The organism is Arthrobacter sp. 10T416 (genome assembly GCF_056394165.1).
On sequence record NZ_JBFTHI010000009.1, the window covers coordinates 89,511 to 114,672 of the forward strand.

20 protein-coding genes are annotated in these 25,162 nt (G+C 68.7%); 6 read left to right on the plus strand and 14 right to left on the minus strand.

The annotated features are described in order from the left end of the window. Positions 1-32: 32 nt before the first annotated feature. The 4 genes from AC1DBE_RS11105 to AC1DBE_RS11120 form a co-directional block, all read right to left on the minus strand. Positions 33-440, minus strand: a complete 408-nt coding sequence (locus AC1DBE_RS11105; RefSeq protein WP_476903129.1) for a DUF779 domain-containing protein — start codon at positions 438-440, stop codon at positions 33-35. Positions 441-563: 123 nt separating this feature from the next. Beyond that, positions 564-2,087: an acetaldehyde dehydrogenase ExaC gene (exaC, locus tag AC1DBE_RS11110; RefSeq protein ID WP_476970549.1), complete on the minus strand. Its 1,524-nt coding sequence runs from the start codon at positions 2,085-2,087 to the stop codon at positions 564-566. Positions 2,088-2,277: 190 nt separating this feature from the next. Continuing rightward, positions 2,278-3,672: a helix-turn-helix domain-containing protein gene (locus AC1DBE_RS11115; RefSeq protein ID WP_476970550.1), complete on the minus strand. Its 1,395-nt coding sequence runs from the start codon at positions 3,670-3,672 to the stop codon at positions 2,278-2,280. Between the two features lie 239 nt (positions 3,673-3,911). Next, positions 3,912-5,348, minus strand: a complete 1,437-nt coding sequence (locus AC1DBE_RS11120) for an FAD-dependent oxidoreductase (protein WP_476878746.1) — start codon at positions 5,346-5,348, stop codon at positions 3,912-3,914. A gap of 135 nt (positions 5,349-5,483) precedes the next feature. On the opposite strand from AC1DBE_RS11120, the gene rarD reads away from it, so the two are divergent. Next, a complete protein-coding gene (rarD, locus tag AC1DBE_RS11125; protein ID WP_476970588.1) occupies positions 5,484-6,521 on the plus strand; it encodes an EamA family transporter RarD in 1,038 nt (345 codons plus the stop codon). Positions 6,522-6,564: 43 nt separating this feature from the next. Here the strand turns inward: rarD and AC1DBE_RS11130 are convergent, their stop codons facing one another. The 3 genes from AC1DBE_RS11130 to AC1DBE_RS11140 form a co-directional block, all read right to left on the minus strand. Then, positions 6,565-7,437 carry a universal stress protein gene (locus tag AC1DBE_RS11130; protein ID WP_476878744.1) on the minus strand — a complete coding sequence of 291 codons (873 nt, stop codon included), beginning with the start codon at positions 7,435-7,437 and terminating at the stop codon, positions 6,565-6,567. 212 nt (positions 7,438-7,649) lie between these two features. After that, on the minus strand, positions 7,650-9,005 hold the full coding sequence (gabT, locus tag AC1DBE_RS11135; protein WP_476878743.1) for a 4-aminobutyrate--2-oxoglutarate transaminase: 1,356 nt from the start codon (positions 9,003-9,005) through the stop codon (positions 7,650-7,652). Between the two features lie 110 nt (positions 9,006-9,115). Beyond that, positions 9,116-10,546, minus strand: coding sequence for a gamma-aminobutyraldehyde dehydrogenase (locus AC1DBE_RS11140; protein WP_476970551.1), 1,431 nt, complete (start codon positions 10,544-10,546; stop codon positions 9,116-9,118). Positions 10,547-10,705: 159 nt separating this feature from the next. Between AC1DBE_RS11140 and AC1DBE_RS11145 the strand changes: the two genes are divergently transcribed. The 3 genes from AC1DBE_RS11145 to AC1DBE_RS11155 all read left to right on the plus strand — a co-directional run bounded on the left by AC1DBE_RS11145 (position 10,706) and on the right by AC1DBE_RS11155 (position 14,199). Next, the gene (locus AC1DBE_RS11145) at positions 10,706-12,148 is read left to right on the plus strand and encodes a PucR family transcriptional regulator (protein ID WP_476970552.1); all 1,443 of its coding nucleotides are present in this window, start codon (positions 10,706-10,708) and stop codon (positions 12,146-12,148) included. A 93-nt stretch (positions 12,149-12,241) separates the two neighbouring features. Then, positions 12,242-13,516, plus strand: coding sequence for an MFS transporter (locus AC1DBE_RS11150; RefSeq protein ID WP_476970553.1), 1,275 nt, complete (start codon positions 12,242-12,244; stop codon positions 13,514-13,516). After that, complete coding sequence (locus AC1DBE_RS11155) at positions 13,513-14,199, plus strand: FadR/GntR family transcriptional regulator (RefSeq protein ID WP_476970554.1); 687 nt, start codon at positions 13,513-13,515, stop codon at positions 14,197-14,199. Before AC1DBE_RS11150 ends, AC1DBE_RS11155 begins: the two co-directional genes overlap by 4 nt. Here the strand turns inward: AC1DBE_RS11155 and AC1DBE_RS11160 are convergent. Beyond that, positions 14,196-14,732, minus strand: a complete 537-nt coding sequence (locus tag AC1DBE_RS11160; protein ID WP_476878738.1) for a hypothetical protein — start codon at positions 14,730-14,732, stop codon at positions 14,196-14,198. The two genes, AC1DBE_RS11155 and AC1DBE_RS11160, sit on opposite strands and share 4 nt — an antisense overlap. A gap of 144 nt (positions 14,733-14,876) precedes the next feature. On the opposite strand from AC1DBE_RS11160, the gene AC1DBE_RS11165 reads away from it, so the two are divergent. Beyond that, positions 14,877-15,734: a DUF1206 domain-containing protein gene (locus AC1DBE_RS11165; RefSeq protein ID WP_476970555.1), complete on the plus strand. Its 858-nt coding sequence runs from the start codon at positions 14,877-14,879 to the stop codon at positions 15,732-15,734. Positions 15,735-15,756: 22 nt separating this feature from the next. On the opposite strand, the gene AC1DBE_RS11170 is transcribed toward AC1DBE_RS11165, so the two are convergent. The 3 genes from AC1DBE_RS11170 to cobA form a co-directional block, all read right to left on the minus strand. After that, positions 15,757-16,746: a DNA topoisomerase IB gene (locus tag AC1DBE_RS11170; RefSeq protein WP_476970556.1), complete on the minus strand. Its 990-nt coding sequence runs from the start codon at positions 16,744-16,746 to the stop codon at positions 15,757-15,759. Between the two features lie 102 nt (positions 16,747-16,848). Continuing rightward, positions 16,849-18,303, minus strand: coding sequence for an FAD-dependent oxidoreductase (locus AC1DBE_RS11175; protein WP_476970557.1), 1,455 nt, complete (start codon positions 18,301-18,303; stop codon positions 16,849-16,851). An 87-nt stretch (positions 18,304-18,390) separates the two neighbouring features. Continuing rightward, positions 18,391-19,701, minus strand: coding sequence for a uroporphyrinogen-III C-methyltransferase (gene cobA / locus AC1DBE_RS11180; RefSeq protein WP_476970558.1), 1,311 nt, complete (start codon positions 19,699-19,701; stop codon positions 18,391-18,393). 455 nt (positions 19,702-20,156) lie between these two features. Here cobA and AC1DBE_RS11185 point away from each other — a divergent pair, with 455 nt between their 5' ends. Beyond that, the gene (locus AC1DBE_RS11185; RefSeq protein WP_476970559.1) at positions 20,157-22,097 is read left to right on the plus strand and encodes a hypothetical protein; all 1,941 of its coding nucleotides are present in this window, start codon (positions 20,157-20,159) and stop codon (positions 22,095-22,097) included. Between the two features lie 67 nt (positions 22,098-22,164). Here the strand turns inward: AC1DBE_RS11185 and AC1DBE_RS11190 are convergent, their stop codons facing one another. The 3 genes from AC1DBE_RS11190 to AC1DBE_RS11200 are packed head-to-tail and all read right to left on the minus strand — an operon-like array spanning position 22,165 to position 25,046. Next, a complete protein-coding gene (locus tag AC1DBE_RS11190) occupies positions 22,165-23,103 on the minus strand; it encodes an ABC transporter permease (RefSeq protein ID WP_476970560.1) in 939 nt (312 codons plus the stop codon). After that, the gene (locus tag AC1DBE_RS11195; protein ID WP_476878534.1) at positions 23,093-23,818 is read right to left on the minus strand and encodes an ABC transporter ATP-binding protein; all 726 of its coding nucleotides are present in this window, start codon (positions 23,816-23,818) and stop codon (positions 23,093-23,095) included. The genes AC1DBE_RS11190 and AC1DBE_RS11195 overlap by 11 nt, the downstream gene beginning before the upstream one ends. A gap of 58 nt (positions 23,819-23,876) precedes the next feature. Continuing rightward, positions 23,877-25,046 carry an ABC transporter substrate-binding protein gene (locus AC1DBE_RS11200; protein WP_476970561.1) on the minus strand — a complete coding sequence of 390 codons (1,170 nt, stop codon included), beginning with the start codon at positions 25,044-25,046 and terminating at the stop codon, positions 23,877-23,879. Between the last annotated feature and the right edge of the window lie 116 nt (positions 25,047-25,162).

The window sequence follows — 25,162 nt, forward strand, 5'->3', positions numbered from 1 at the left end:
GCCGGGCCGGCGCCGAACGCGGACCGGGGCGGCTAGGCGGGCCAGTCCATCAGGGTCGAACGGATCAGGAAGCGCTTTCCCTCGGGCGCTTCCACGGAGAAACCACTGCCGCGGCCGGTCACGACGTCCACCGTCAAGTGCGTGTGGCTCCAGTAGTTGAACTGCTCCTTGGACATCCAGAACTCCAGCGGCTGGGGCTGGAGCCCGTCCGAAATATCGAACAGGCCCAGGAGCACGTCCGAGTCGCCGGTGAGGAACTCCCCCGCCGGGTAGCACATGGGGGACGACCCGTCGCAGCATCCGCCGGACTGGTGGAACATCAGCGGGCCGTGCTGGAGCCAGAGTTTGCGCAGCAGCTCCACGGCCTCGGGGGTAAGGGCCACCCGGGAAAAGTCCTCGCCGGGCTGCGTCACGGCGGCGTCGAGCCTGCTTTGGGTCATCGTGGCTGCTCCTGGAAATGGGGGTGGCGCCGGGTTTGGCGGGTGGCGGATCAGAAGAGGAACGGGGACCTGCGCGGCGGGGCGGACCTGTCCGGTCCGCCCCGCTGCGCGGGCCGCGCGGGTTTAGAAGAAGCCGAGCTTGTTCTCGTTGTAGCTGACCAGGAGGTTCTTGGTCTGCTGGTAGTGGTCCAGCATCATGGCGTGGTTCTCGCGGCCGATGCCGGAGGACTTGTACCCGCCGAACGCGGCCCCGGCCGGGTAGGCGTGGTAGTTGTTGACCCACACCCGGCCCGCCTGGATTTCGCGGCCGGCACGGTATGCGACGTTGCCGTTGCGGGACCAGACGCCGGCGCCGAGGCCGTAGAGGGTGTCGTTGGCGATGCCCATGGCGTCGTTGTAGTCGCTGAAGCGGGTCACCGAGACCACCGGGCCGAAGATCTCCTCCTGGAAGATCCGCATCTTGTTGTGGCCTTCGAAAATGGTGGGCTGGACGTAGTAGCCGCCCGCCAGGTCGCCGGASAGCTCGGCGCGGGCGCCGCCGGTCAGSGCCTTGGCGCCCTCCTGCTGKCCGATGTCGATGTAGGAGAGGATCTTCTCGAGCTGGTCGTTGGAGGCTTGGGCGCCGAGCTGGGTGGCGGTGTCCAGCGGGTTGCCCTGGATGATCTTCTGGGTGCGGGCCAGCGCGTCGGCCATGAAGGAGTCGTAGATGCCTTCCTGGACCAGGGCGCGGGACGGGCACGTGCAGACTTCACCCTGGTTGAAGGCGAAGAGCGTGAAGCCTTCCAGGGCTTTGTCGTAGAAGGCGTCGTTGGTGTCGGCGACGTCGTTGAAGAAGATGTTGGGGCTCTTGCCGCCGAGCTCCAGGGTGACCGGAATCAGGTTCTGGGACGCGTACTGGCTGATCAGGCGGCCGGTGGTGGTCTCGCCGGTGAAGGCGATCTTGCGGATCCGGGGGCTGGATGCGAGCGGCTTCCCGGCCTCCACGCCGAAGCCGTTGACCACGTTGACCACGCCGGCGGGCAGCAGGTCGCTGATCAGTTCCATCAGCACCAGGATGGAGGACGGTGTCTGCTCGGCGGGTTTGAGGACGACGGCGTTACCGGCGGCCAGCGCCGGAGCCAGCTTCCAGACGGCCATCAGGATGGGGAAGTTCCACGGGATGATCTGGCCGACGACGCCGAGCGGCTCGTGGTAGTGGTAGGCGGTGGTGTCGTCGTCGAGCTGGGAGAGCCGGCCCTCCTGGGCGCGGACGGCCGACGCGAAGTACCGGAAGTGGTCGGCGGCGAGCGGGATGTCGGCGTTSARGGTTTCGCGGATCGGTTTGCCGTTGTCCCAGGACTCGGCGACGGCGAGCATCTCGGTGTTCTCGTCGATCCGGTCGGCGATCTTGTTCAGGATGGCTGCGCGCTCGGCGACGGAGGTTCTGCCCCACGAGGGCGCCACCTTGTGCGCGGCGTCAAGCGCGAGTTCGATGTCCTCTGCGGTGCCGCGGGCCACCTCGCAGAAGGCCTTGCCGGTCACCGGGGTGATGTTTTCGAAGTATTGGCCCTTGACCGGGGCGACCCATTCGCCGCCGATCCAGTTCTCGTAGCGGTCCTTGAAGGTGACCTTCGAACCATCGGTACCGGGCTGTGCGTAGACGGTCATTGCGAGCTCCTTTGCTGTGCAAGATGGGTGGCGGGAGCGGCACAGGTGTCCTGCGGCCGCCGCTGGCACCAGCCTAGGAGCGCCGGGGTTGCAAGAAGGTTGCAACCCTGTGAGCCGGATCACGCCGCCCGGCAGACCCCCGGCACGGACCCTTCGGTGCGGGCGCGGGGCCGCGTGGGTGACCTCGTGGTCAGGCGCTGAGTTCGGCTTCGAGCCGTTCGAGGTCCGCGACGACGGCGGCCCGCTTGGGTGAGCGCGGCGGCAGCAGCTTCAGCGCGGCAGTCCTGACCTCGACGTCGTCCCCGGCTTCCGGAAGCTCGGCGTACTTCAGCAGCGACTCGGCGCTGCCGTCGGTGAGCACGGCCTCCCGCAGCAGGGACGAGACCCGGTGGCGGAGCGCGGTGATCCCCGGCGCCTCGGAGCGCGGCAGGACGGAGCCCCGGTAAATCTCGAGCGCGATCCGGTGCGCGCCGCGCTGCAGGCAGCTGAGGACCTGGCCGGAATCCGGGACCAGGTCCAGCGGCAGCCGGTAAGGGCGGGACTCCGGGACGGCGTCGGGGGTGAGTTGCTGCAGGACCTTCCGCAGCCGCACCATCTCGGCACGCAGGGTCATGGTGGAACCGTCACGCGGGTAGAGCAGGGCGCTGAGCTCCTCCGCGGTCAGGCCGTCCGGGTGGGTGCTGAGCAGCGCCAGGATCTCGCTGTGCCGTGCGGAGAGTGTCACGGTGCGCCCGTCGATACTGAGCAGCGCCTGGTCGCGGCCGAGCAGTTGCAGGCTGTTCCGGTAGAGGCTGCCGGGAGCGGGCCGGCCGGTCCGCCGTTCGGCACCCGCGGGGGCCGCCGCGGTCCCGGGGGTCCGGCGCCGGCCCGGTGCGGCCTGCCGGGCGGCAGCGAGCTGGAGCCGCTCCACCCGCAGGTGCGCCTGGGCCGCGGCGACGGTCGCCTCAACGAGGGACAGGGTGTGCGGCGCGACGGCGGATTCGGTGCCCGTGATGTCGACGACGCCGAGCAGCGCGCCGGAGTCGGGATCGTGGAAGGGCACGGCGGTGCAGCTCCACGGGTGCACGGAGCGCTTGTAGTGTTCGGCGCCGGCGATCTGGATGCCGCGGCCCAGGGCCAGCGCGGTGCCGGGGGCGCTGGTTCCCACAGTGGCCTCGGACCAGTCGGCACCGGGGACGAACATCATCCCTTCGGCGCGGCGCTGCATTGCCGGGTCGCCCTCGACCCAGAGCAGCCGGCCCACCTCGTCCCCCACAGCCACGAGCATCCCGCTGTCATGGCTGGGCAGAACGAGGAGCTTGTGGATGACGGGCATGATTGCGGCCAGCGGATGCTGCCGGCGGTATTCCTCAAGTTCCTCGCGGTCCATGGCCAGCGGGGCTTCGGGATTGTCCGGGTTGGCGTGCAGCCGGGCGGAGCGTTGCCAGGATTCGCGGATCAGGCTGCGGAGCCCGGGGAGCGGTTCCCCGCCCAGGCCGAGGGATTCCAGGTGCTCATGGCCGGCGCGGGCCTGCTTCTGGCGCAGTTCCGGGCTGACTCCGTTGCCGGAACCGCGCAGGGCTGCCTGCTCGACCGGATTCTTCATTGAACTCCCACCTGAAGGGCACCCTCGGCTGCGCACCGCGTTCTGCGCACGACGGCGCACGGGAGGCGGCGCCGTCCCCCGAGTCTACGGGGCGATTCGGGCCCCCGCCAGAGGATCCGCGGGGTACCCGTCGACGCGCCTCACGCCCCTCGACGCGCAAATTACCCCTCGACGCGGTAATACCCGGTGCGCCAGGGGATTTGCGAGTCGAGCGGCAGGATGCGCCGCGGCAGGGAGGCTCAGTCCCGGGAGATCCGGATCATCTCGTCCCGCGGCACAACCTTGATGCGTTCGCGGACGACGCCGTCGACCCCTTCGGGCGCGGTCCAGGCCGCGCCGAGGGCGAGCTCGTGCGCGTCCAGCTTGTTCCAGCCTTCCCAGGTGGTGTACTGGATGCCGCGTTCGTCGAGCAGGTCGATGATGGCCTGCGGGTCCGGGTTCTGCGCCGGCGGAAGGGTCAGCCGGTCCTCAAGCAGGAAGCCGATGGTCTCGAGGGCGTCGCCCTTGGTGTGGCCGATCAGCCCCACGGGGCCGCGCTTGATCCAGCCGGTGGCGTAGATGCCGGGCACGGTGTTGCCGTCGGCGTCCAGCACCCGGCCGCCCTCGTTGGGGATGACACCGCGCCGGGCGTCGTAGGCCAGTTCGTCCAGCGGGGACCCGTGGTACCCGATGGCCCGGTAGACGGCCTGGACCGGATAGTCGACGAACTCGCCGGTGCCCTTGACGTTGCCCGTGCCGTCCAGCTGCATCCGCTCAAACTTGATGCCGGTGACGGCGCCGGGGTGCGCGGCGTCGTCGTGGATTTCCACCGGGTTGTGCAGGAAGTGCAGGTGCAGCCGGCGGGACGACGGCTCTTCGGCCTCGGCGTGTTCCTCGACCAGCCAGTTGCCCAGGGTGTTGACCATGGTCTTGATCTGGTTGTTGGTGCGGATTGCCTCGTCGGAGGCTTCGTCAAACTCGAAGTCCTCCGGGTAGAGCACGATGTCGACGTCGTTGGCGTGGCTGAGTTCGCGCAGTTCCAGTGGGGTGAACTTCACCTGCGCCGGCCCGCGGCGGCCGAAGACGTGGACGTCCGTGACCGGCGAATCCTTGAGGGCGCGGTACACGTTGTCCGGGATCTCGGTGACCAGCAGGTCGTCCGCGTGCTTGACCAGCATCCGGGCGACGTCGAGGGCCACGTTGCCGTTGCCGATCACGGCGATTTCCTTGGCCTCCAGCGGCCAGTCCCGGGAGACGTCCGGGTGGCCGTCGTACCAGGAGACAAAGTCGGCGCCGCCGAAGGAGCCCTCAAGATCGACGCCGGGGATGTCCAGGTCCGCGTCCTTGATGGCGCCGGTGGAGAAAATCACGGCGTCGTAGAAGGCGCGGAAATCGTGCAGGGTCAGGTCCCGCCCGTACGTGACGTTGCCGAGGAAGCGGATGTCGCCGCGGTCCAGGACCTTGTGCAGGGCATTGACGATGCCCTTGATGCGGGGGTGGTCCGGCGCCACGCCGTAGCGGATGAGGCCGTAGGGCGCGGGGTAGGCCTCGAACAGGTCGATGCTGACTTCGAAGTCGCCGTCCTTGACCTCGTTGGACTTGGTCAGGATGTCAGCGGCGTAGACACCGGCCGGTCCTGCGCCGACGATCGCGACGCGGAGGGGACGTTTGGACGGAGATTCGGCCGTGTTGGACACCAGGAGCCCTTCTGAGTCATAGCGGGTGCGCCGGAAGTAACAGCGCACAGTCCCCTATTCTAAATGTCCCCGCGCCGTGCCGTGCCCGGCGGCAGGAATAGCCGCCCGGAGGGTGGTGTTATTGGTCTTGTGTCTATCTCCGACGGCTCCCCCGTTTCCGCAGCCTTGACGTCCCCGGCCGACGCCGCTCCCGCCCCGGGAGCCGCCCCCGTCGCGGGCAGCTCGTCCGCGACGGTGTCGGAGCTGAAGGCCGTGGACAAGGACACGACGACGGGAATCCTGTTCGGGATCGGCGCTTACGGTTTGTGGGGCCTGCTTCCGCTGTACTTCTTTGTGCTGCAGCCGGCCAGCGCCGTCGAAATCGTGGCCAACCGTGTGGTGTGGTCCCTGCTCTTCTGCGTCCTGCTGATCACCGTAACCCGCACCTGGCGGGTGATCGGGGCCGCGTTCCGGAACCGGACCGTGATCGGCCCGCTCGGCCTGGCGGCCGGCCTTATCGCCGTGAACTGGCTGACCTACACGTACGGCGTGACCACGGGCCAGGCCGTCGAGACGTCGCTGGGCTACTTCATCAACCCGCTCGTTTCGGTGCTGCTGGGCGTCTTTGTGCTGAAGGAGAAGCTCCGCCCGCTGCAGTGGGCCGCCGTCGGGATCGGCTTCGTCGCCGTCGGTGTCCTGACCTACTCCTACGGCAAGCTGCCGTGGATCGCCCTGACCCTGGCCTTCAGCTTTGGGCTCTACGGCTTCGTGAAGAAACGGGTGGGACCTCGGGCGGATGCGATCACCAGCCTCTCCGTGGAGACCATCGTGCTCTCCCCGCTCGCCGGCGTCACCATGATTGTCCTCGCCACCACCGGGGCCGCGTCCCTGACCACCCAGGGCGCAGGACACTTCTGGCTACTCGTCGCCTCCGGCGTCATCACGGCCGTTCCGCTGCTGTTCTTCGGCGCGTCCGCCCGGCGGCTGCCGATGACCACCATCGGGCTGCTGCAGTACTTCGCCCCGGTGCTGCAGTTCATCGTGGCCCTGGTGGTCTTCAAGGAAGCCATGACCCCGGAGCGCTGGATCGGGTTCGGCGTCGTCTGGCTCGCACTGCTGCTGCTGACCGCGGACATGCTGCGGACCGCCCGGAAGAATTCCGTGACGCGCCGGCTGGCCCGGGCCGCCGCCTAGGCGAACGCACCCGGCGGCGGCGCCGGTTCAGTACTCCGGGCCCTTAGTCTTCCGGGCTTGAGTCGATGCGCTCGTAGTCGCGCGGCACCACGACCATGGGCACGGGGAGGGCCCGCAGGACCTTGTTGGCCGTGCTGCCGATAAAGAGCTTGTTCTTCTCCGCCAGGCGCGACGAGCCCACGATCAGGATCTCGGCGTCGTCCCATTCCAGGTCATCGATAGCCTCCTCGATGGTGCGGCCGTGGGCCACCTCGACGCTGGCGTGGTGGCCTTCGGGCAGCCGCTCGGCCGCGGCCTTGAGGACCGTGTTGGCGTGGACGTGCGCGGCGTTGACGTTTTCGCCGCCGTCGCCCTCGGCGTCGAGCTCCACCAGCGATACCAGCCGTAGCGGCACGCCGCGGCGGCCGGCCGAGGCAATCGCAACATCAATGGCTGCCTCCGCGCCGGTCCGTTCCCCGACGGCAAGGGTCAGCCGGGTGATGGCGTCGGTGTGCCGGTAGCCGCGGGGCGCCAGGGCCACCGGCACCGGGGAGGCGTGCAGCAGGGCGTTGGCCACACTGCCCACGCTGTACCGCTTGAAGAGCCCGTTGCTCGCCGCACCCACCACGATCAGGCCGGCCCGGTACTCCTTGGCGGCGTCGATCAGGCCGGCGGCGAAGGAGTCCGCCTGCCGCACGTGGAAGCGGGCCTCCAGGCCCTCGGGGACCAGGGCCAGTCCCTGCCGCTCGGCCGTGAGCACGGACTGCTCGGCGACGCTGACGCGGTTTCCCTGCGGATTCAGCGCGACGTACGGGGTCTTGCGGTCCACCACGTGGACCAGGTCCAGATGGGCGCCCTGGGCGCGGGCCATGGCCGAAGCCAGCGCAACGGCGTCGGCGCCGCGGTCGTTGGGTGTGTAGCCAACTACGTATCGCATGTAAGAACCCCTTATGGGTCTGGGGCAGAATCCAGCTTGGCTCCGGGGGTCCGGGCGACGTCGGCCGGTCTGCGTTCCTGCAGTGGTAGGAACGACTCTAGCCCAGCGCTGCCGCGAATTGTGGGTAACTTTCGGCCCCCGGACGCGGACGAGCCGCGGACTGGTCAGTCCGCGGCTCGTGGGCGTGGCGTCCGGGTATCCCCGGGTGTGGTTCAGGCGTTGGCGCGGACCGCCGCGGCGAGGACCTCGAGGCCGTCCAGCAGCAGTTCGTCGCTGATGACCAGCGGCGGCAGGAGCCGGATGACGTTGCCGTAGGTGCCGCAGGTGAGGATGATGACACCCTCCTTGAGGCAGGCGGCGGCCACGGCCTTGGTCAGCTCTGGGTTGGGTTCCTTCGAACCGGCCTGGACCAGTTCCACCGCGAGCATGGCGCCGCGGCCGCGGATGTCGCCGACCACGGAGAGCTCGGAGGCGAGTTCGCGCAGCTTGCCGACGGCGAGCTCCTCGATGTGGCGGGCACGGGCGTTGAGGTCGTACTGCTCCATCGAGCCGATGGCGGCCAGCGCAGCGGCACAGGCCACCGGGTTTCCGCCGTAGGTGCCGCCGAGGCCGCCCGGGTGGACGGCGTCGAGCAGGTCGGCGCGGCCGGTGATGGCCGAGAGCGGCATGCCGCCGGCGATGCCCTTGGCCATGGTGATGATGTCCGGGACGACGCCTTCGTGGTTCACGGCGAACCATTCGCCGGTGCGGCAGAAACCGGACTGGACCTCATCGGCGATGAAGACGATGCCCTTGTCCTTGGCCCAGGCGGCCAGTGCGGGCAGGAAGCCCTCGGCCGGGACGATGAAGCCGCCCTCGCCCTGGATCGGTTCGATGATGATGGCGGCCACGGATTCGCCGCCGATCTGCTTCTCGATCATGGTGATGGCGCGCTTGGCGGCCTCGGCACCGGTGATCTCCGGGTTCTCCTCGCGGAACGGGTAGCTCATCGGCATGCGGTAGACCTCGGGCGCGAACGGGCCGAAGTTGGTCTTGTACGGCATGGCCTTGGCGGTCAGGGCCATGGTGAGGTTGGTGCGGCCGTGGTAGGCGTGGTCGAAGGCGACGACGGCGTCCCGGCCGGTGGCGAGGCGGGCCACCTTGATGGCGTTCTCCACGGCTTCGGCGCCGGAGTTGAACAGCACCGTGCGCTTCTCGTGGTCGCCGGGCGTGAGGCGGTTCAGCTGCTCGGCGACGGCGACGTAACCCTCGTAGGGCGTGACCATAAAGCAGGTGTGGGTGAAGTGCTCCACGGCCTCCTTGACGGCGCCGACGACGGCGGGGTCTGAGGCGCCGACGCTCGTGACGGCGATGCCGGCGCCGAGGTCGATGAAGGAGTTGCCGTCAACGTCCTGGATGATGCCGCCGTCGGCGTCGGCGACGTACACCGGGACGCTGGAGGCGACGCCGGAGGCGACGACGGCTTTGCGGCGTTCGGTCAGGGCGACGGACTTGGGGCCCGGGAAGTCGGCCTGGACGCGGCGCTTCTGCTCAAGACGGAAGCTGATGTCGTGTGCGGTGGTGGTCATGGGGAGGCCTTTCTGGGCGGGAAACGGGCGGCCGGGCCCGGCAGCGGCGTCAATCGACGGGGCTGCCCGGCGGCGGCGGGAGTGGCAGGGTGGGGTCGCTGGGCGGAGCTCTAAGCGTCCAGCGCGCTCATAACGTGCTTGATGCGGGTGTAGTCCTCAACCCCGTACATGGACAGGTCCTTGCCGTAGCCGGACTGCTTGAAGCCTCCGTGCGGCATCTCGGCCGTGAGGAGGATGTGAGTGTTGATCCAGACGGCACCGAAGTCCAAATCGCGGCTGACGCGCATGGCCGTGCCGTGGTCCGTGGTCCAGACGCTGGAGGCCAGGGCGTATTCGACGTCGTTGGCCAGCTCGATGGCCTCCGCCTCGGTGCTGAACTTCTGCACCGTGATGACCGGGCCGAAGGTTTCCTTCTGCACCACGTCGTCGGTCTGCTTGGCGCCGGTGATGATGGTGGGTTCGAAGAAGAAGCCCTGCTCCCCCGCGCGGTGGCCGCCGGTTTCGATCCTGCAGTTTGCCGGCAGGTGCTCCACGACGGAGGTGACCGCGTTGAAGTGGTTCACGTTGTTCAGCGGACCGAAGTAGTTGTCCTCGTCGTTCTGGGAGCCCGTGTGCAGGGTCTTGGTGTGCTCCACCATGGCGGCAACGACGTCGTCGTGGACGGAGTCCTCAACCAGCACCCGGGTGATGGCGGTGCAGTCCTGGCCGGCGTTGAAGAAGGCGAACTCCGCGATGGCGGCGGCGCTCTTTTTGATGTCGGCGTCCTTGAAGACAATGGCGGGCGCCTTGCCGCCGAGTTCGAGGTGCGCTCGCTTGAGGCCCTTGGCCGCGCCGGAGGCGACGGCGATCCCGGCCCGGACGGAACCGGTGATGGAGACCAGGCCGGGGACCTTGTGTTCGACCATCATGGCGCCGGTCTCGCCCGTGCCGAGGACGACGTTCAGGACACCGGCCGGGAGGATGTCGCCGGCGAGGCGGGCCAGGACCAGGGTGGACTCCGGGGTGGTGTCCGAGGGCTTCAGGACCACGGTGTTGCCCGCGGCGAGGGCGGGGCCGATCTTCCAGATCGCCATCAGGAACGGGTAGTTCCACGGGGCCACCTGGGCCACGACGCCGATCGGTTCGCGGCGCACGTAGGAGGTGTGGCCCTCAAGGTATTCCCCGGCGGACTTGCCTTCCAGGAGGCGGGCAGCACCGGCGAAGAACCGCAGCTGGTCGGCGCCGGCGGCGACTTCCTCGGCGGCGATCAGGGACCGGACCTGGCCGGTGTTGCGGTGCTGGGCTTCGACCAGTTCGTCGCTGTTGGCCTCGACGGCGTCGGCGAGCTTGAGCAGCATCAGCTGGCGCTGGGCGGGGGTGACGTGCTTCCAGCTGGCGAAGGCGTCCTTCGCGGCGGTCATGGCGGCGTCGACGTCGGCCTGCACGGACACCGGCGACTTGGCCACGACGTCGCCGTTCGTCGGGTTCACGATGTCCAGCAGGGCGGTGCCGGCGGGGGTGACGAATTCGCCGTTGATGAAGTTCTGCAAGGTTTGAACCACGGTGTACAACCTCTTTCGTGCTGGCCTGGAGCAGGCAGGTAGGAAGGATCTGCGACTGCTCCGAGCCTATGCCACGGGGCCAAGGCGGGGAATAGGCAGCTGCACACCGTCTGCGGCAGACTTTAGTGCGGTTGACCAGCCCCCGGTTATCCTCTTTTTATGGCCATTTCACTCGCCGCCCTGCTGGGGGTGCCGTCCCTCAAGCTGACGAAGTCCGGGCTCGCGGAGACCACCTGGCACCAGGACATCCACTGGGTCGCGGTGACCGAGCAGGAAGACCCGCAGCGCTTCCTGAACGGCGGCGAACTGATCCTCACCACCGGGATGCGGCTCCGGACCGCGCCCGAGCAGCGCCGCTTTGTCCGCCAGGTCCAGCGTGCAGGCGCGGTGGGGATCGGCTTCGGCATCGGGCTGACCCACGACGCCGTGCCGCCCGCCCTGATCGCGGAGGCCAACCGCTGGGGATTGCCCGTGGTGGAAGTGCCGTACGAGACGCCCTTCATCGCGATCGGCAAGCTCGTGGCCGATGCCCAGTCCGCGGACCACTACGCCAAACTGGAACGCCTGATCGCCGGGCACCAGGTGCTGGCCCGGGCGCTGCTGACCGGCGGCGGCCTCAGCGAGCTGCTCAAGCACCTCGGCTCCATGCTGCGCACCGAAATCGTCCTGACCCAGTTCACGGCGCAGCTCTACAACAGCGCTGCGGGCAGTCCGGCCCCGACGGCGGAGGGCTGGGCGTCGTACCCCATCCCGACCGGCCGGCGCGACGCCTGCACCCTGTGGGTGCGGCATCCGTTCGAGGACTCGGGGATTGTGGGTTATGCGCAGAACCTGATCAGCGTCGAGCTCAACAACATGGTCAAACAGCGCCAGGCCCAGCGAGCCCTTGCCGGGCAGGTGCTGGAGGACGTCATCCACGGGACGCTCGACGCTACCGAGGCCACCCGGCGCCTGGCCGGCATCGGAGTCAACAGCACCCGCAAGAACGTGGTCCTGCTGGCGGAATCGGCGGCCCATACCAAGCAGCTGGGCAGCAGCTCTCTGCCGCAGCCGCTGCCGGCGGCGGTGACTGCCGTCGTCGGCAAGGACCTGGTGGTGCTGGTCAACGACGACGGCAGCGGCGCGAGTGCCCTGGCCCGGAGCCTCAGCGACCACCTCGCCGAGGCCGGAATTCACGCCACGATCGGCATCGGCGGGGCCTACACCAAACCGAACGGCCTGCGCTGGAGCTATTTCGAGGCGCGCGACGCCGCGAGCCACGGCCTGCCCGTCAACGAGCCGGAGCGGTTGAGCCTGACCTCGCTATTGCTGGCCAGTGAGGACGTGCCGCTGGCGGACATGGCCAACGAGTCCCTGAACCCGCTCCGGCAGTTTGATGCTGCCCACGGCGCTGAACTGATGACCACCCTGGAGAGCTACCTGGGCAACAACGGGTCGGTCGCCGCAGTGGCCGAGGAGCTGACCCTGCACCGCAACACGGTGCGCTACCGGCTGGCCCAGATCACTGAGTTGACCGGTTACGACCCCGCCCAGACCGCGGACCGGGTGCAGCTGTGGCTGGCCCTGGCCGTGCAGCGGCTCAGCTCCCGGCACCCGCGCTGAGGCACTTCCCGGGGCCCGGGAGGGCCGTGTCACTGGGCGAGATCTTCGCCACTAAAGGCCGGGGCTGAAACGTCAGACGTCTAACCTTTAGGAATGGTTAGCAACACTGCGGCACCCGTCGCTTCACCGCCCGTTCAACCGGCGACCCCCCGCCCGCGCGGCGTGGTGGTGGCCGGCGTCGTGGCACTTGTCCTGATCGGGCTCAACCTGCGCGCCGGCATCACCGGGGCTGCGGCCCTGTTCCACGAACTGCAGCAGGTCCTCGGCTACGGGCCGCTGATCGCCGCACTGCTCCCCTCGATCCCCACCCTGTGCTTCGCCGTGGCGGGGGCCGCCACCTCCTGGCTGACCCGGCACCTGGGCCTCGAAAAGGCCATCCTGCTCTCGCTGGCCATGCTCGCCGGGGGCCTGCTGCTGCGCGGTGTCCCCTCCACCGGGATGCTGCTGGCCGGCACCGTGGTGGGCATGTCCGGCCTGGCGGTGTGCAACGTCGCGATGCCGTCCTTCATCCGCACCCACTTCGCCGACCGGACATCCCTGATGACGGCCGTGTACACGGTGACAATGACCACCGGCGCCACAGTGGTGGCCATGCTGATCGTCCCGGCGGCCCAGCAGCTCGGGTCGCCGTCGGCCGGCCTGGGCACCATCGGCATCCTGGCGCTGTCCGCGTGCCTGGGCTTCCTGCCGATTGCCGTGCACGCGCACCGCAACGCTCCGGCAGCCAAGGCCGGCCGGATCTCGCCGTGGCCGTTGCTGCGGACCCGCACCGGAGTGCTGATCACGCTCGGCTTCACGGTCCAGGCGCTCCTGGCCTACGCCGTGCTGAGCTGGTTCCCGTATCTGCTGGCCACCCGCGGCCTAACCACTTCCGAGAGCGGGCTGATGTTCGGCCTGATGCAGCTGGTCTCGGTCCCTGCCGGAATGATCCTCGTCGCCATCGGCTCCCGCCCCCGGAGGCTGCGCCTGGCCTTCCACCTGGCGACGATGACGATGGCACTGGGAGTCCTGGCGATGCTGGTCCTGCCTGTTTCCTGGGCAGCGCTGACGGCCGTCCTCCTCGGCTTCGGGCTCGGGATCTTCCCGTTGGTCATGGTGATGATCAGCCGCAGCGGCCGGACGCCGGCAGAGACGACGGCGCTCTCCACCGTGGCCCAGTCGGCCGGCTACCTGCTGGCTACCGTCGGCCCGTTCGGCATGGGACTGCTGCACAGCGCCACAGGCGCCTGGACGCTCCCGCTGGCACTGCTGTTCGCCATCGCCCTGGGCCAGATCGCCGTCGGGCAGCTGCTCACGGCAGGAGCTGGCCGGCACCCTGCCGGACGGGCGGCAACAAAGGCCGGAACACCTAAGGAAGCCGGGCAATGAAGACACCGGGCGCACCGCACCGGGCTCCGCTGGCCGAAGAAGTGACCGCCAAACTGCGCGCCTCGATCCACTCCGGGGAGTGGCCGCTGCAGCAGCGGATTCCCGCCGAGCCGGAGCTGATGGCGGCTCTGGGAGTCTCGCGGGGGACACTGCGGGAGTCCATCAAGGCCCTCGCCCACAGCGGGATGCTGGAGGTCCGGCAGGGTGACGGAACGTACGTGCGCGCCACCAGCGAAATCTCCGGCGCGGCGCAGCGGATGTACCAGGACCATTCCCAGGCCCACATCCTGGAGGTCCGGGTGGGCCTGGACACCCAGGCCGCCCGGCTCGCGGCCCGCCATGCCACCGACGCGGATGTCACGGCGATGCGGATTCTCCTGGCGCAGCGCAGCGTGGCCTGGCTGGCTGGCGACTTCGCCGGCTGGGCGCAGGCGGATTGGGACTTCCATGTCATGGTGGCGCAGGCGTCAGCCAACCCGCTGCTGCACGAGCTCTACGTCAGCTTCGGCGGGGTTTTCCATCGGGACCTGCTCCGCCAGCAGCGCCGGGACGGCTTCAACGGGCTCCCCGATGAGGGGCACGGGGAGCTGGTGGACGCCATCGCCGGCCGTGACGAAGCCGCCGCCGTCGAAAGCGTCCACCGCAACCTTGATGCCTGCGCGGACTGGATCCGGTCCGTCTAGCGGGACAGGCCCTTGAAGACGTTCTTGGGCCGCTGCATTTCGCCGTGCTTGGCGCCGAGGACAACAACCCAGCCGGCGAAGACCGGAATGGCCCACTGCAGGATCTTCAGCTGCTGCTGCGCGGAACGCAGCTCGTCGGAGGCGCCCGGCTTGGGCTCGGTGGCGCCTTCGGCTCCCTCGGCCGCAAGCTTCTCCACCTTGGCGCCCTGCATGCCGGCGTAGAGGGTGACGGCGGCGCCGGCCAGGGTGACCACCGATTTGTAAATGCTCAGCCGGGTGACTCCGTCCTGCTTGGCCATCCGGCCCTTGTTCTCCCACATGATCGCGAGACCGGAGAGGAAGTGCGCGCCGAAGGCCGCCGTCTGGTACGGGGCCCATTTCTTCCAGCCGAGGCTGGAGAGGCGGGTTCGCTCGGCGGGATCCTTGGCCTCTGCCGTGGCGCCGTTCAGCCCAATGGCGCCCATCAGCGAACCGCCGAACCAGGCGCCGGCGGTGAGGTCGTGGATGGATCGGGCTACGAGGTTACCTGACATAGTGAGCTTCCTATCGTGCGACGTCGAATTCGAAAGTGGTGCCGCCAGCTGCGGGCACGCACCACGGACATAGTAAGCACACTTAGCACCAAGGCGGAAGCGCGGGCCTGCGGCGCGTAAGCTCGTGGCCATGGGAGAACACCGTTGAGCAAAGACCTGCCGGGTGGTGCCGCGGCGCACTCCCCCGAGGCCGCCATCGGGGAAGCTGCCGACGCCGCCGAGGCCGCCTCCAACAGCAAGGTGCTGGACGTCATCGCCCGCTGGGGCTTCGCTGTAATGGCACTGCTCCACGTGGTAATCGGCGCGATCGCGGTCGCGCTGGTGCTCGGCGCGCCGGGCCAGGCCGAGCCGACCGGCGCAATTGAGCAGCTTGCCGCGAACCCGTGGGGACCTGCCGTGATGTGGCTGTGCTGCGTCGGATGCGCGGGTCTGGCATTGTGGCAGCTGAGCGAGGCCACCCTGCGGGCCCGGCGCCTGCCGCGCGGCCAACGGCTGGGCAAGCTGGTCTCCTCCGGCTTCCTGGCGATCGCGTACGGCAGCATCGGCTTCACTTTCGCCAACTTCGCCCTGGGCTTCCGCAGCGATTCGGGCGAGTCCACCGCCGCGTTCAGCGAGGCCCTGATGAACCGACCCCTGGGCGCTCCGCTGCTGGTCGGCCTGGGCCTGACGGTGGGCGGGATCGGGATTTACTTTGTGGTCAAGGGCCTGGGCAAGAAGTTCAAGGAAGAGCTGGCGCATTTCGAGGGCACACACCGCGGCCATCTCATCAGCGTCCTCGGTGTGGCCGGGCACGTAGCGAAGGGGCTGGCCCTGGTGCTGACCGGCCTGCTGTTTGTGATGGCGGCGGTGACCCACGACCCCGGGTCCTCCACCGGGCTCGACGGCAGCCTCAAGGCGCTGCAGCACCACCCCTTCGGCCCGTACCTGCTCCTGGCGATCGGCGCCGGGTTTATGGCCTACGGGGCCTTCGCGCTGGTCCGCGCCCGGTTCGGCCGGATGTAGCCCCGGCCGGATGTAGCTCCGCTCAGCGGAGCGGGACGACGTCGCCCTCCTGGTACAGCAACGCCCTGACCTCCGATTCGGCCGAGTCCCGGCGCTTCGGGTCGATGGTTTCGCCGGCCGCGAAGTGGTCCAGCAGCCGCGGGTCCACGTAGCTCTTCCGGGCGATCGACGGCGTGTTGCCGAGCACCGCGGCGGCGTCCACCATGGCCCGGCTGATGGCCCGCTTCCGGGCCGAGACCTTGGCCTGCGGTCCGCTGTCGGCAAGGCTGATGGCCGCCGCCACGGTCCCGCGCAGGGTACGGAAGTCCTTCGCAGTGAAGTCGCCGCCGGTGCGCTCCTTGACGTACTCGTTGATCTCGGCGCTGGTCACCGGGTGCCAGCTGCGGCCGTTTTTGTAGGCCAGCAGGCGGGCGTTGCCGCCGCGGCGCTTCAGCGAGCGGACGACGGCGGCGAGGTCGGCGTCGTCGATCCTCGACTCCCAGGTTTTCCCGCTCTTGGCGGGGAAGCTGAGCCGGAGTTCGTCGTTGCGCAGCTTGACGTGGGCGCACAGCAACGTGGCCAGGCCGTGGCTGCCGTTCTCGTTGGTGTACCGCTCCGAGCCGACACGCAGCGATCCGGTGTCCAGCATCCGGAAGGCAGCCGCCAGTACCCGTTCGCGGGTGAACCCGTCGGTGCGCAGATCCAGGGTCACCAGCCGGCGTGCGGAGGGCAGGGTTTCGGCGAGCTGCAGGGAGCGGTCGAACTTCAGCCGGTCTTTCCGCTCCCGCCAGCTCGGATGGTAGATGTACTGGCGCCGGCCGACGGCGTCGACGCCGGTGGCCTGGATGTGGCCGTTCTCGTAGGGCGCGATCCAGACGTCGGTCCACGCCGGCGGGATGCCGATGCTCTCCAGTCGCTCCCGGACCGGGCCGGCCGGCAGGGTTGAGCCGTCCAGGTCCTTGTAGCTGAACCCGGTTCCGGCCGGAACCCGGCGGTAGCCGCGGCCGGACGCGTTGCTGTGACGGAGCCTCATCGGCCGGTTCCTGGGTGCCTGGCGGTGTCCATGACGGTAAGCCTACTGACTACCTGCCGGGAATGCCGCCTTCCCGACGCGGCGAAGGGCGCGGCGGGGCGCCTAGACCTCCGCGGCAACCCCGCCGCGGGAAATCTCCACCATGTCGCCGCGCGGAACCACCTTGATGCGTTCGCGCTGGACGCTGCCGGTTTCGGCGCTGGCCTTTTCCCCGAGCGAGCGCTCGTGGGCATCCAGCGCCAGCCAGCCTTCCCAGCTGGTGTACTGCACCCCGCGGCCATCCAGCAGCCCGACGATGGCCTCCGGTGCGGGCGCCGCGGCCAAGGGCAGGGTTTCGCGGTCTTCCAGCAGGTAGGTCACGGTTTCCAGCGCGTCGCCCTTGGTGTGCCCGATCAGGCCGACCGGACCGCGTTTGATCCAGCCGGTGGCGTAGATGCCGGGCACGTGGGCGCCGGCGGCGTCCAGCACCCGGCCGCCGTCGTTCGGGACCACGCCCCTGCTGTGGTCGAACTCGACCTCAGGCAGGGCGGAGCCGAAGTAGCCGATGGCACGGTACACGGCCTGGACCGGGTAGTCGACGAACTCCCCGGTGCCGCGGGCGTTGCCGGTGCCGTCGAGTTCGGTGCGCTCAAACTTGATCCCGGCGACGCGGCCGGGGGTGGCGGCGTCGTCGTACACCTCGACTGGGCTGTGCAGGAAGTGCAGGTGCAGCCGGCGGGAGGCGGTCAGCTCGGAGAGGTCCTCGGGCTGCTCGGCGATCCAGTTGGTGAGCGTGCCCACCATGGTCTTGGTCTGGTTGTTGCCCTGGATCTGCCGGTCCGATTCGGCGTCGAATTCGAAGTCCTCGGCGTAGAGGATGATGTCCACGTCCTTGGAGTGGGACAGTTCGCGCAGCTCCAAGGGCGTGAACTTCACCTGGGCCGGTCCGCGGCGGCCAAAGACGTGGACGTCCGTGACCGGGGAGGCCTTGAGACTGGCGTAGACGTTGTCCGGGATTTCGGAAACCAGGAGGTCGTCGGCGTGCTTGGAGAGCATCCGGGCGACGTCCAGGGCCACGTTGCCGTTGCCGATCACGGCGACTTCCTTGGCGTCCAGCGGCCACTCGCGGGGCACGTCCGGGTGGCCGTCGTACCAGGAGACGAAGTCGGCGCCGCCGTAGGAGCCCTCGAGTTCGATGCCGGGGATGTTCAGGTCCGCGTCCTTGATGGCGCCGGTGGCGAAGATGACGGCGTCGTAGTGGGTGCGGAGGTCCTCGAGGGTGAGGTCGGTGCCGTAGTCCACGTTGCCGAAGAACCGGATGTCGCCGCGGTCCAGGACCTTGTGCAGGGCGTTGACGATGCCCTTGATGCGGGGGTGGTCAGGGGCCACGCCGTAGCGGATCAGGCCGTAGGGCGCCGGGTAGCGGTCGAAGAGGTCGATGCTGACCGTGAGTTCGCCGCTCTTGACGGCCTCGCTCTTGGTCAGGATGTCTGCGGCGTAGACACCGGCGGGGCCGGATCCGACGACGGCGACGCGCAGCGGGCGGGCGGCAGTTCCTACGGGGGTGTTCGTTGACACGGCTGTGTTCCTTTGGTCTTCTGCATCCGTTGCTCCGTACGTGCCCTTTCAGGTCTGAAAAGGGCCGTTTCGGAGCAATCGACGGGGTTAGGGGGTCAGTACGCGGGCTTTGGCAGTGCGGGGCTCGTTCGGGGAGGTAGTGCTGTAGTCCGCGGTCTTGAAGTGCGACGGCGCGAACGGACTGACCCGGACCACGTCGCCAATCACGATCACGGCAGGGTTCGCGACGCCGGCCGCCTCCGCCTGATCCGCGATGGTCCCGAGCGTTCCAATGGTCACCCGCTGATTCGGCAGGTAGCCATTCTCTACGATGCCAACAGGGGTCCCGGCTGGCAAACCGGCGCGTCCCAGCGAGGCCGCGGAATCGCGGAGCTGGCCCACGCCCATGAGCAGGATCACGGTGTGGTCGGCCCGGGCGGGAACCTCGGAGAGCTCCTCGTGGCCGGTGACCACGCTGAAACCTTTGGCGAGGCCGCGGTGCGTGACCGGGATTCCGGCGGCGGCCGGCACGGAGACGGCGGACGTGACTCCGGGAACCACTTCGACCTCGACGCCGTGGTCCCGGCAGTGCTCGGCCTCCTCGCCGCCGCGGCCCAGGACATAGGGATCGCCGCCCTTGAGCCGGACCACCCGGTGGCCCTGCCGGGCTTCATCGACCAGGATCTTGTTGATCTCGGCCTGCGGGACGGGGTGGTGGCCGGGGGTTTTGCCGACCTCGATCACCCGGACGTCAGGCGCCAGTTCCGCCAGCAGTTCCCGCGGGCCGAGCCGGTCGGCGACTACGACGTCGGCCTGGCCCAGGAGCCTGCGGCCGCGGACGGTGATGAGTCCGGTGTCGCCGGGCCCGCCGCCGACGAGGGCCACGGTGCCAGTTCCGGTGCCGGCACCTGCCCCGGCGCCTCCGCCGGGCGTGCCGGGCCTGTGCCGCCGCAGCGGCAGGTCCCCGGAGTCCAGGGCGGTAGCAACGGCGTCCCGCAGGGCCATGGCGCGGCGCGGGTCTCCCCCGGCGTTGACCGCGATCTTGACATCATCAACGACGGCGACGGCGGGCGTCCAGGCCGCGGAGGCTTCGTGGTCGGAGGCGTTGACGCACCAGATGCGCTGGGCTTCGGCGTCGGCGGCAACCCTCGCGTCGACGTCGGCGTCGCCCGTGGCCGTCTGCACGAACCAGGCGCCGTCGACGTCGGAGCTCCGGTAGGCACGCGGCTGCCAGTCAAGGAGGCCGGCACCGGCGAGGTCGTTCAGGGCGGGGCAGGCGAGCGGGGCGACCACTGTGACGAGGGCGCCGGCGTCGAGCAGCCCCTTGGCGCGGCGGGCGGCGACGGGTCCGCCGCCGACCACCAGCACCGGGCGGCCGAGCAGCCGCAGTGCCGTGGGGTAAATGTCCTGAATTGCCATGCATCGACGATAGGGCGGCGTCATCGGCCGGAACAACGGTCCGGAAACACCAGTTCACGCAGGGTAACGGGGCGTCACATGGGTGGGTGGGCCGAAGCGGGCGCGGGCCGGGCCGAGGCAGGCACGGGCGCAGGTTCGGGGCACTTTGACGGCCCGAGCAGCCTCGCGGGGCAGAAATGACGGCGTGTCCGCGTCAATGTGCCCCTGCCGTGCAGGTCTGCGGGAGCACAAGGAGCGACCTCGCCGGCCACGGCCGGTCAGTGTCGGCGCTCACCCTTACAATAACTCCGACCGGGCTAGCCGGTCTCAAATGGGGGAAGGGGACTTAGTTGTCTCTGCATAGAAGTGTCCTTAATCGGACGCGTCCTGGCGGCATGACCAGGACAGTAGCCACGGCCGGGAGCATCGCACTGCTCGCCGGTCTTTTGATGGCTCCGGCAGCACAGGCGCTGCCGATGGAGACCAGCACGGTTTCGGACCAGCCGACTCCTGCCCCGGTGGTACCGCCGGGCGAGACGACGCCGGCGGTTGATCCGCCCGCTGCTCCGGAAAACATCAGTCCGCCGGTCATCGAGGGCGACCCCGTTGCCGGTGGAACTCTCACCTCAACGGGGGGCCAATGGAGCGGCGCCGGCTGGATCAAATACCGCTGGATCATCGACGGCGTCACGGTTCGAGCTGCCGACCACCCGGTCGGCGAGGGTGACACGTTGCCGATTGATCCGTCGATGGCAACCAAGTCGGTTCAACTGACAGTGCTTGCCTCGCTGGAAGCGCAGGGGGCCGGCACCGAACAGTCCGCCTCACCGGTAACTGTCCGTTCAGGGGCATTTGTGGGGGCCGGCTGGAACACCGCCGTCGCCGGCAAGCCGGTCGTCGGGCAGTCGCTGTCGCTGAGTGGGCCCACCTGGAGCAATGCTGTACCGGGCGCCGTAGCTGGCTACCAGTGGTATCGCGGATCTAGCTCCATCGCCGGCGCGACGGGCCCCAGCTACATTGTCGCCGCCGCCGACGTCGCGCAAAAGCTATGGGCCAAGGTGACGCTGTCCGCACCTGGCTTCACGTCCGTAGAATTCACCTCCGCCCAAGTCACCGGCGGCAACGGGAGTTTCTCGGCGGCGCCGGTCCCGACCGTCAGTGGTGTCGCCAGGGTGGGCCAGGTGCAGGGTGCCAACGCCGGCACGTGGACGCCGACTGGTGCAACATTGTCGTACCAGTGGTACCGCGGAACGGGAGCCATCTCGGGCGCCGTCAGCCGCACGTACACCACGACGGCTCTCGATTACGGCAAGTCGCTTAAGGTCAGGGTGAGGGCAACCAAGCCCGGTTACACAACGCTGGACCGTTTCTCGGCTGCTCGCTCGATTGCAGCCGGCACGATTGCGGCCACGAAGTCACTGGCAGTAACCGGAACCCACCGCTACGGGCAGACAGTCAGAGTTTCCCAAGGGTGGACGCCCGGTTCGACTATCCGTTACCAGTGGTATCGGAACGGCGTCGCCGTCAGGGGCGGGACCGGTTCCGCCCTTTATCTGAGCAGCGGCTACATCGGTGCCCGGGTGAATGTGAAAGTGACAGTATCCAAAGCCGGATACACCACACGATCCGCTGCAACCCGGTCGATCACCGTCGGCAAGGCACTCATTAGTCTCCGGACGGCGCCGAGGGTCACCGGTGCAACCTCTCTCGGGGCGACCCTGACAGCCTACGTGGGCACCTACTCGCCGGCCCCGTCGGCCTACTCCTACCAGTGGTACCGCAATGGCGTCGCGATCTCAGGCGCCCGCTACCGCACGTACCGGCTGTCGTCGGCGGATAATGGCCGTTCCATCACGGTCCGCGTGTCCGCGAGTCGGACGTACTCTGAAACGCGGGTCACCATGAGTCCGGCGCTGAAGGTCCCCGTATGGCCGGTGACCGTCCTCAGGGGCGACGGTACTTACAGAGTGGGTACGAGCATCAAGCCGGGGTTGTACAAGGCGACGGGGACCGGTAGCGGATGCTACTGGGAGAGGCTCAACGGGTTCTACGGCAGCCTGGACGAGATCAATGCCAACTACTTTGGTACCGCCCGAACATATGTCCAGATCGCCCCTGGTGACGTCGGATTCCGTACCTCTGGCTGTGGCTCATGGACCACCGTTCCGTCAACCGGGGCCAGGTCCACCCGAGTTACGGCGGACGGTACCTACCGAGTCGGCATCGACATTTTGCCAGGGACGTACTACGGGTACGGCGCCGGAGACTCCTGCTATTGGGCGACACTCAGCGGATTGGGGGGCAGCTTTGAAGAGATCATCGCGAACGACTTTGGTCCGGCCCGGACGATCGTGACAATCCCTTCGGGTGCCAAAGGTTTCGAGGTCCACGGCTGCGGCACCTTGACCCGCGGCTGACGGTACGCAACAGAGAGCCCGACGGCGAGTTTCGCCGTCGGGCTCTCTGTTCAGTCCGGCCAAAAACCTACCGCGTGCTGCCGGCCAGCAGTCCCCTGCGCCGGAGCAGGCGCTTCTCGATCGGGCCGAAGACCAGCAGTTCGATAAGGATTCCGACGCCGAGGATCAGCAGGATCGCGGCCATCACGATGGTCATGTCGGACAGGACGCGGCCCTGGTCCAGCATCGAGCCAAGGCCGAAACCGATGGTGCCGCCCACGGCGATGATCTCAGCGGCCATCAGCGAGCGCCAGGAGAACGCCCAACCCTGCTTGAGTCCGCCGAGATAGCCCGGCAGCGCCGCCGGCAGGATGATGTGCAGGGCCAGTTGGAGGCGGGAGGCGCCCAGGACCTTGCCGACACTCCGGTATTGCGGCGGGATCTGATCGACCCCCGAGATCAGCCCGTTGATGATCGAGGGGATGGCGCCCATAAAGACCACGAAATAGACGGTGGCGTCGGTGATGCCGAACCAGAGGATGGCGGCCGGCACCCAGGCGACCGACGGCAGGACCTGCAGCCCCGAAATCAGTGGACCAAAGGCGCGCCGCAGGGGTGCCACCTGGGCCAGCAGCAACCCCACCGGGGTGGCGATGACCACGCTGATCAGGAAGCCGGCCACTCCGCGCTGCAGCGATGTCCACACCGCCTCCTGGAGTTTGCCCTCGCCCCAGAGTGTGCCGATCTGGCCCACGACATCCAGCGGCCCCGGCACAACGTCGCGGCGTTTGAAACCCAGCGACACGTACAGCTGCCACAGGATCACCAGGACCGCGAGGGCGGCCACCGGCAACAGGATCCGGGTCCAGTCGATGCGGACCTTCCGGACGGCGTCGGACTGCAGGGAATCCAGGCCCGCCTCGAGCGCGCGCAGATCTTCCTGGCCGCCGGTGGACCGGGTGAGCGCGGCGGTGACCTTCTGGGTCCCGGCCTGCGCGTCGGCCACATGAAGTTGGTTACTTGGCATGGCGGCGGATCTCCTCGCGTAGCCGGGCGGTGATTTCGCCGGTGAGTTGGCCGGCCAGTCCGGCGTCGGTGCGGTGTTCCTCGCTGACGTGCCACTCCCGCACCACCCGCCCCGGCCGGGAGGAGAGCAGCAGTACACGCTGGCCCAGCCGGACGGCCTCGCGGACGTTGTGGGTGACGAAGACGATGGTGCGGCCGGTTTCCTTCCAGATGCGTTCAAGTTCGTCGTGGAGCAGGTCGCGGGTGATCGCATCGAGGGCGGCGAAGGGCTCGTCCATCAGGAGCAGCTGCCGGTCCTGCGCCAGGGATCGGGCCAGGGACACCCGCTGCCGCATCCCGCCGGAGAGCTCGTGCGGCCGCTTGTCGCCGGCACCGCCAAGGTGTACGAGGTCCAGCAGCTCCCCCGCCTTGGCCCTGCGGTCAGCTTTCCCGACGCCGCGCAGCTTTAGTGCCAGCTCGATGTTCTCCCGGGCGGTCAGCCAAGGAAACAGCGCCGCGTCCTGGAACATAAACGCCGCGCCGTCACTGGGCACCTCAAGGGCGCCCGACGTCGGCGCCTCCAGTCCCGCGATGATGTTCAGCAGGGTGGACTTGCCGCAGCCGGAGGCACCGAGCAGGGCGACGAACTCGCCCTGCCCGATGCTGGCGTTGACGCCGTCCAGCACCGGGGCGCCGTCGCCGAAGCGCTTCCCCAGGTTCTCCAGTACGACTGGCATGGTCTGGTCCTTACTTTTGTGGCGGTGTGCGGGCGTGACGGGAGGCGGAGGCGGGACGCTAGTCCGTGCCGAGCCCTCCGGCGGAGACTTTCCTGCCGGCGGCACTCCCGCCCAGGGCCTTGTTGAGCGGGGCCAGGTCGAAGATGCCGTTGATGTCGGCCTGCTTGGTGGTGCCGGCGTCGACGCCGTCCTGCAGCAGCTTCTTGTACGTTCCTGCCAGCGGGTCGACGGTGAAGACTATGTTCTTCAGGGACCGGTCGATGACGTCGGCAGGCAGCGCCTTGCCCGCGGCTGCCTTGAGTGCGTCGTTGAGGACGGCGGCCTTTTCCGGGGCCGGCGCTGCGTTCAGCCAGTCCACGGATTCGATGTGGCCCTTGAGGAGCGCCTGGACGGTAGCGGGGTGTTCGTCCGCGAACTTCTTATTGACGATCAGGATGGTCGTGACGAACTGGCCCTTGTCCCAGAGGTCTTTCTCATCGACCAGTACTTTCGCCCCGGCCTGGAGCACCAGGCGCGAGGCCCAGGGCTCGGGCAACCAGGCGCCGTCGAGCTTGCCGTCCTGGAACAGTTTGAGGGTCTGGGCGTTCTCGGTCGGGTTGATCGTGACATCGCCGCTGCCGTCCGTCGAGGTCTTGAACCCCTGCTTGCCCAGCCAGGCCCTAAGGGCCACGTCCTGGGTTCCGCCGAGCTGCGGGGAGGCGAGTGTTTTGCCCTTGAGGTCGGCGGCCGAGTTGATCCCGGGCCGGACCACCAGCTGCGCGCCGCCGGACGTGGCGCCGGCGATGATGCTGATGGATTCGCCCTTGCTCTTGACGTAGGAGTTGATCGCCGGATTGGGCCCGATATAGGTGGCATCGATGGCTCCGGCGTTCAGGGCCTCCACCGCGGCCGGACCGGCGTTGAAGACCTGGGTGCTGAGCTTGGTCTGGCCCAGTTCCTTGGCGATGAAGCCTTTGCTGACACCCACCAGGGCCGGGCCGTGGGTGACGTTGCCGAAGTAGCCGAGCCGCAGTTCCGTGGCGGGTCCGGCAGCGGCCGGCGCGGCTGCGGCGTCGTTGGTGCGGGAAACGGTCGAGGCGACGGCGGCACCGGCCCCGATCAGCAGTGCCAGTCCGACGGCGACGCCGATTTCGACGGTGCGCTTGCGCCGCGGTTTGGCCGTTTCGCCGGCGACGATCCGGGTGGTGCCGGTGGTGCCGGGGGTGGGGTTTTCAGGTGTGGATGACATGGGGAAATCCTGTTCGTGGGAGGGGTGCGGCTTGGGCCTGGCGGGGTCAGCGCCGGCGACATCGCTCCCGGGAGGCCCCGAGGGAGGCACTGGAAAACAGTTCCGGAGTGGTCATG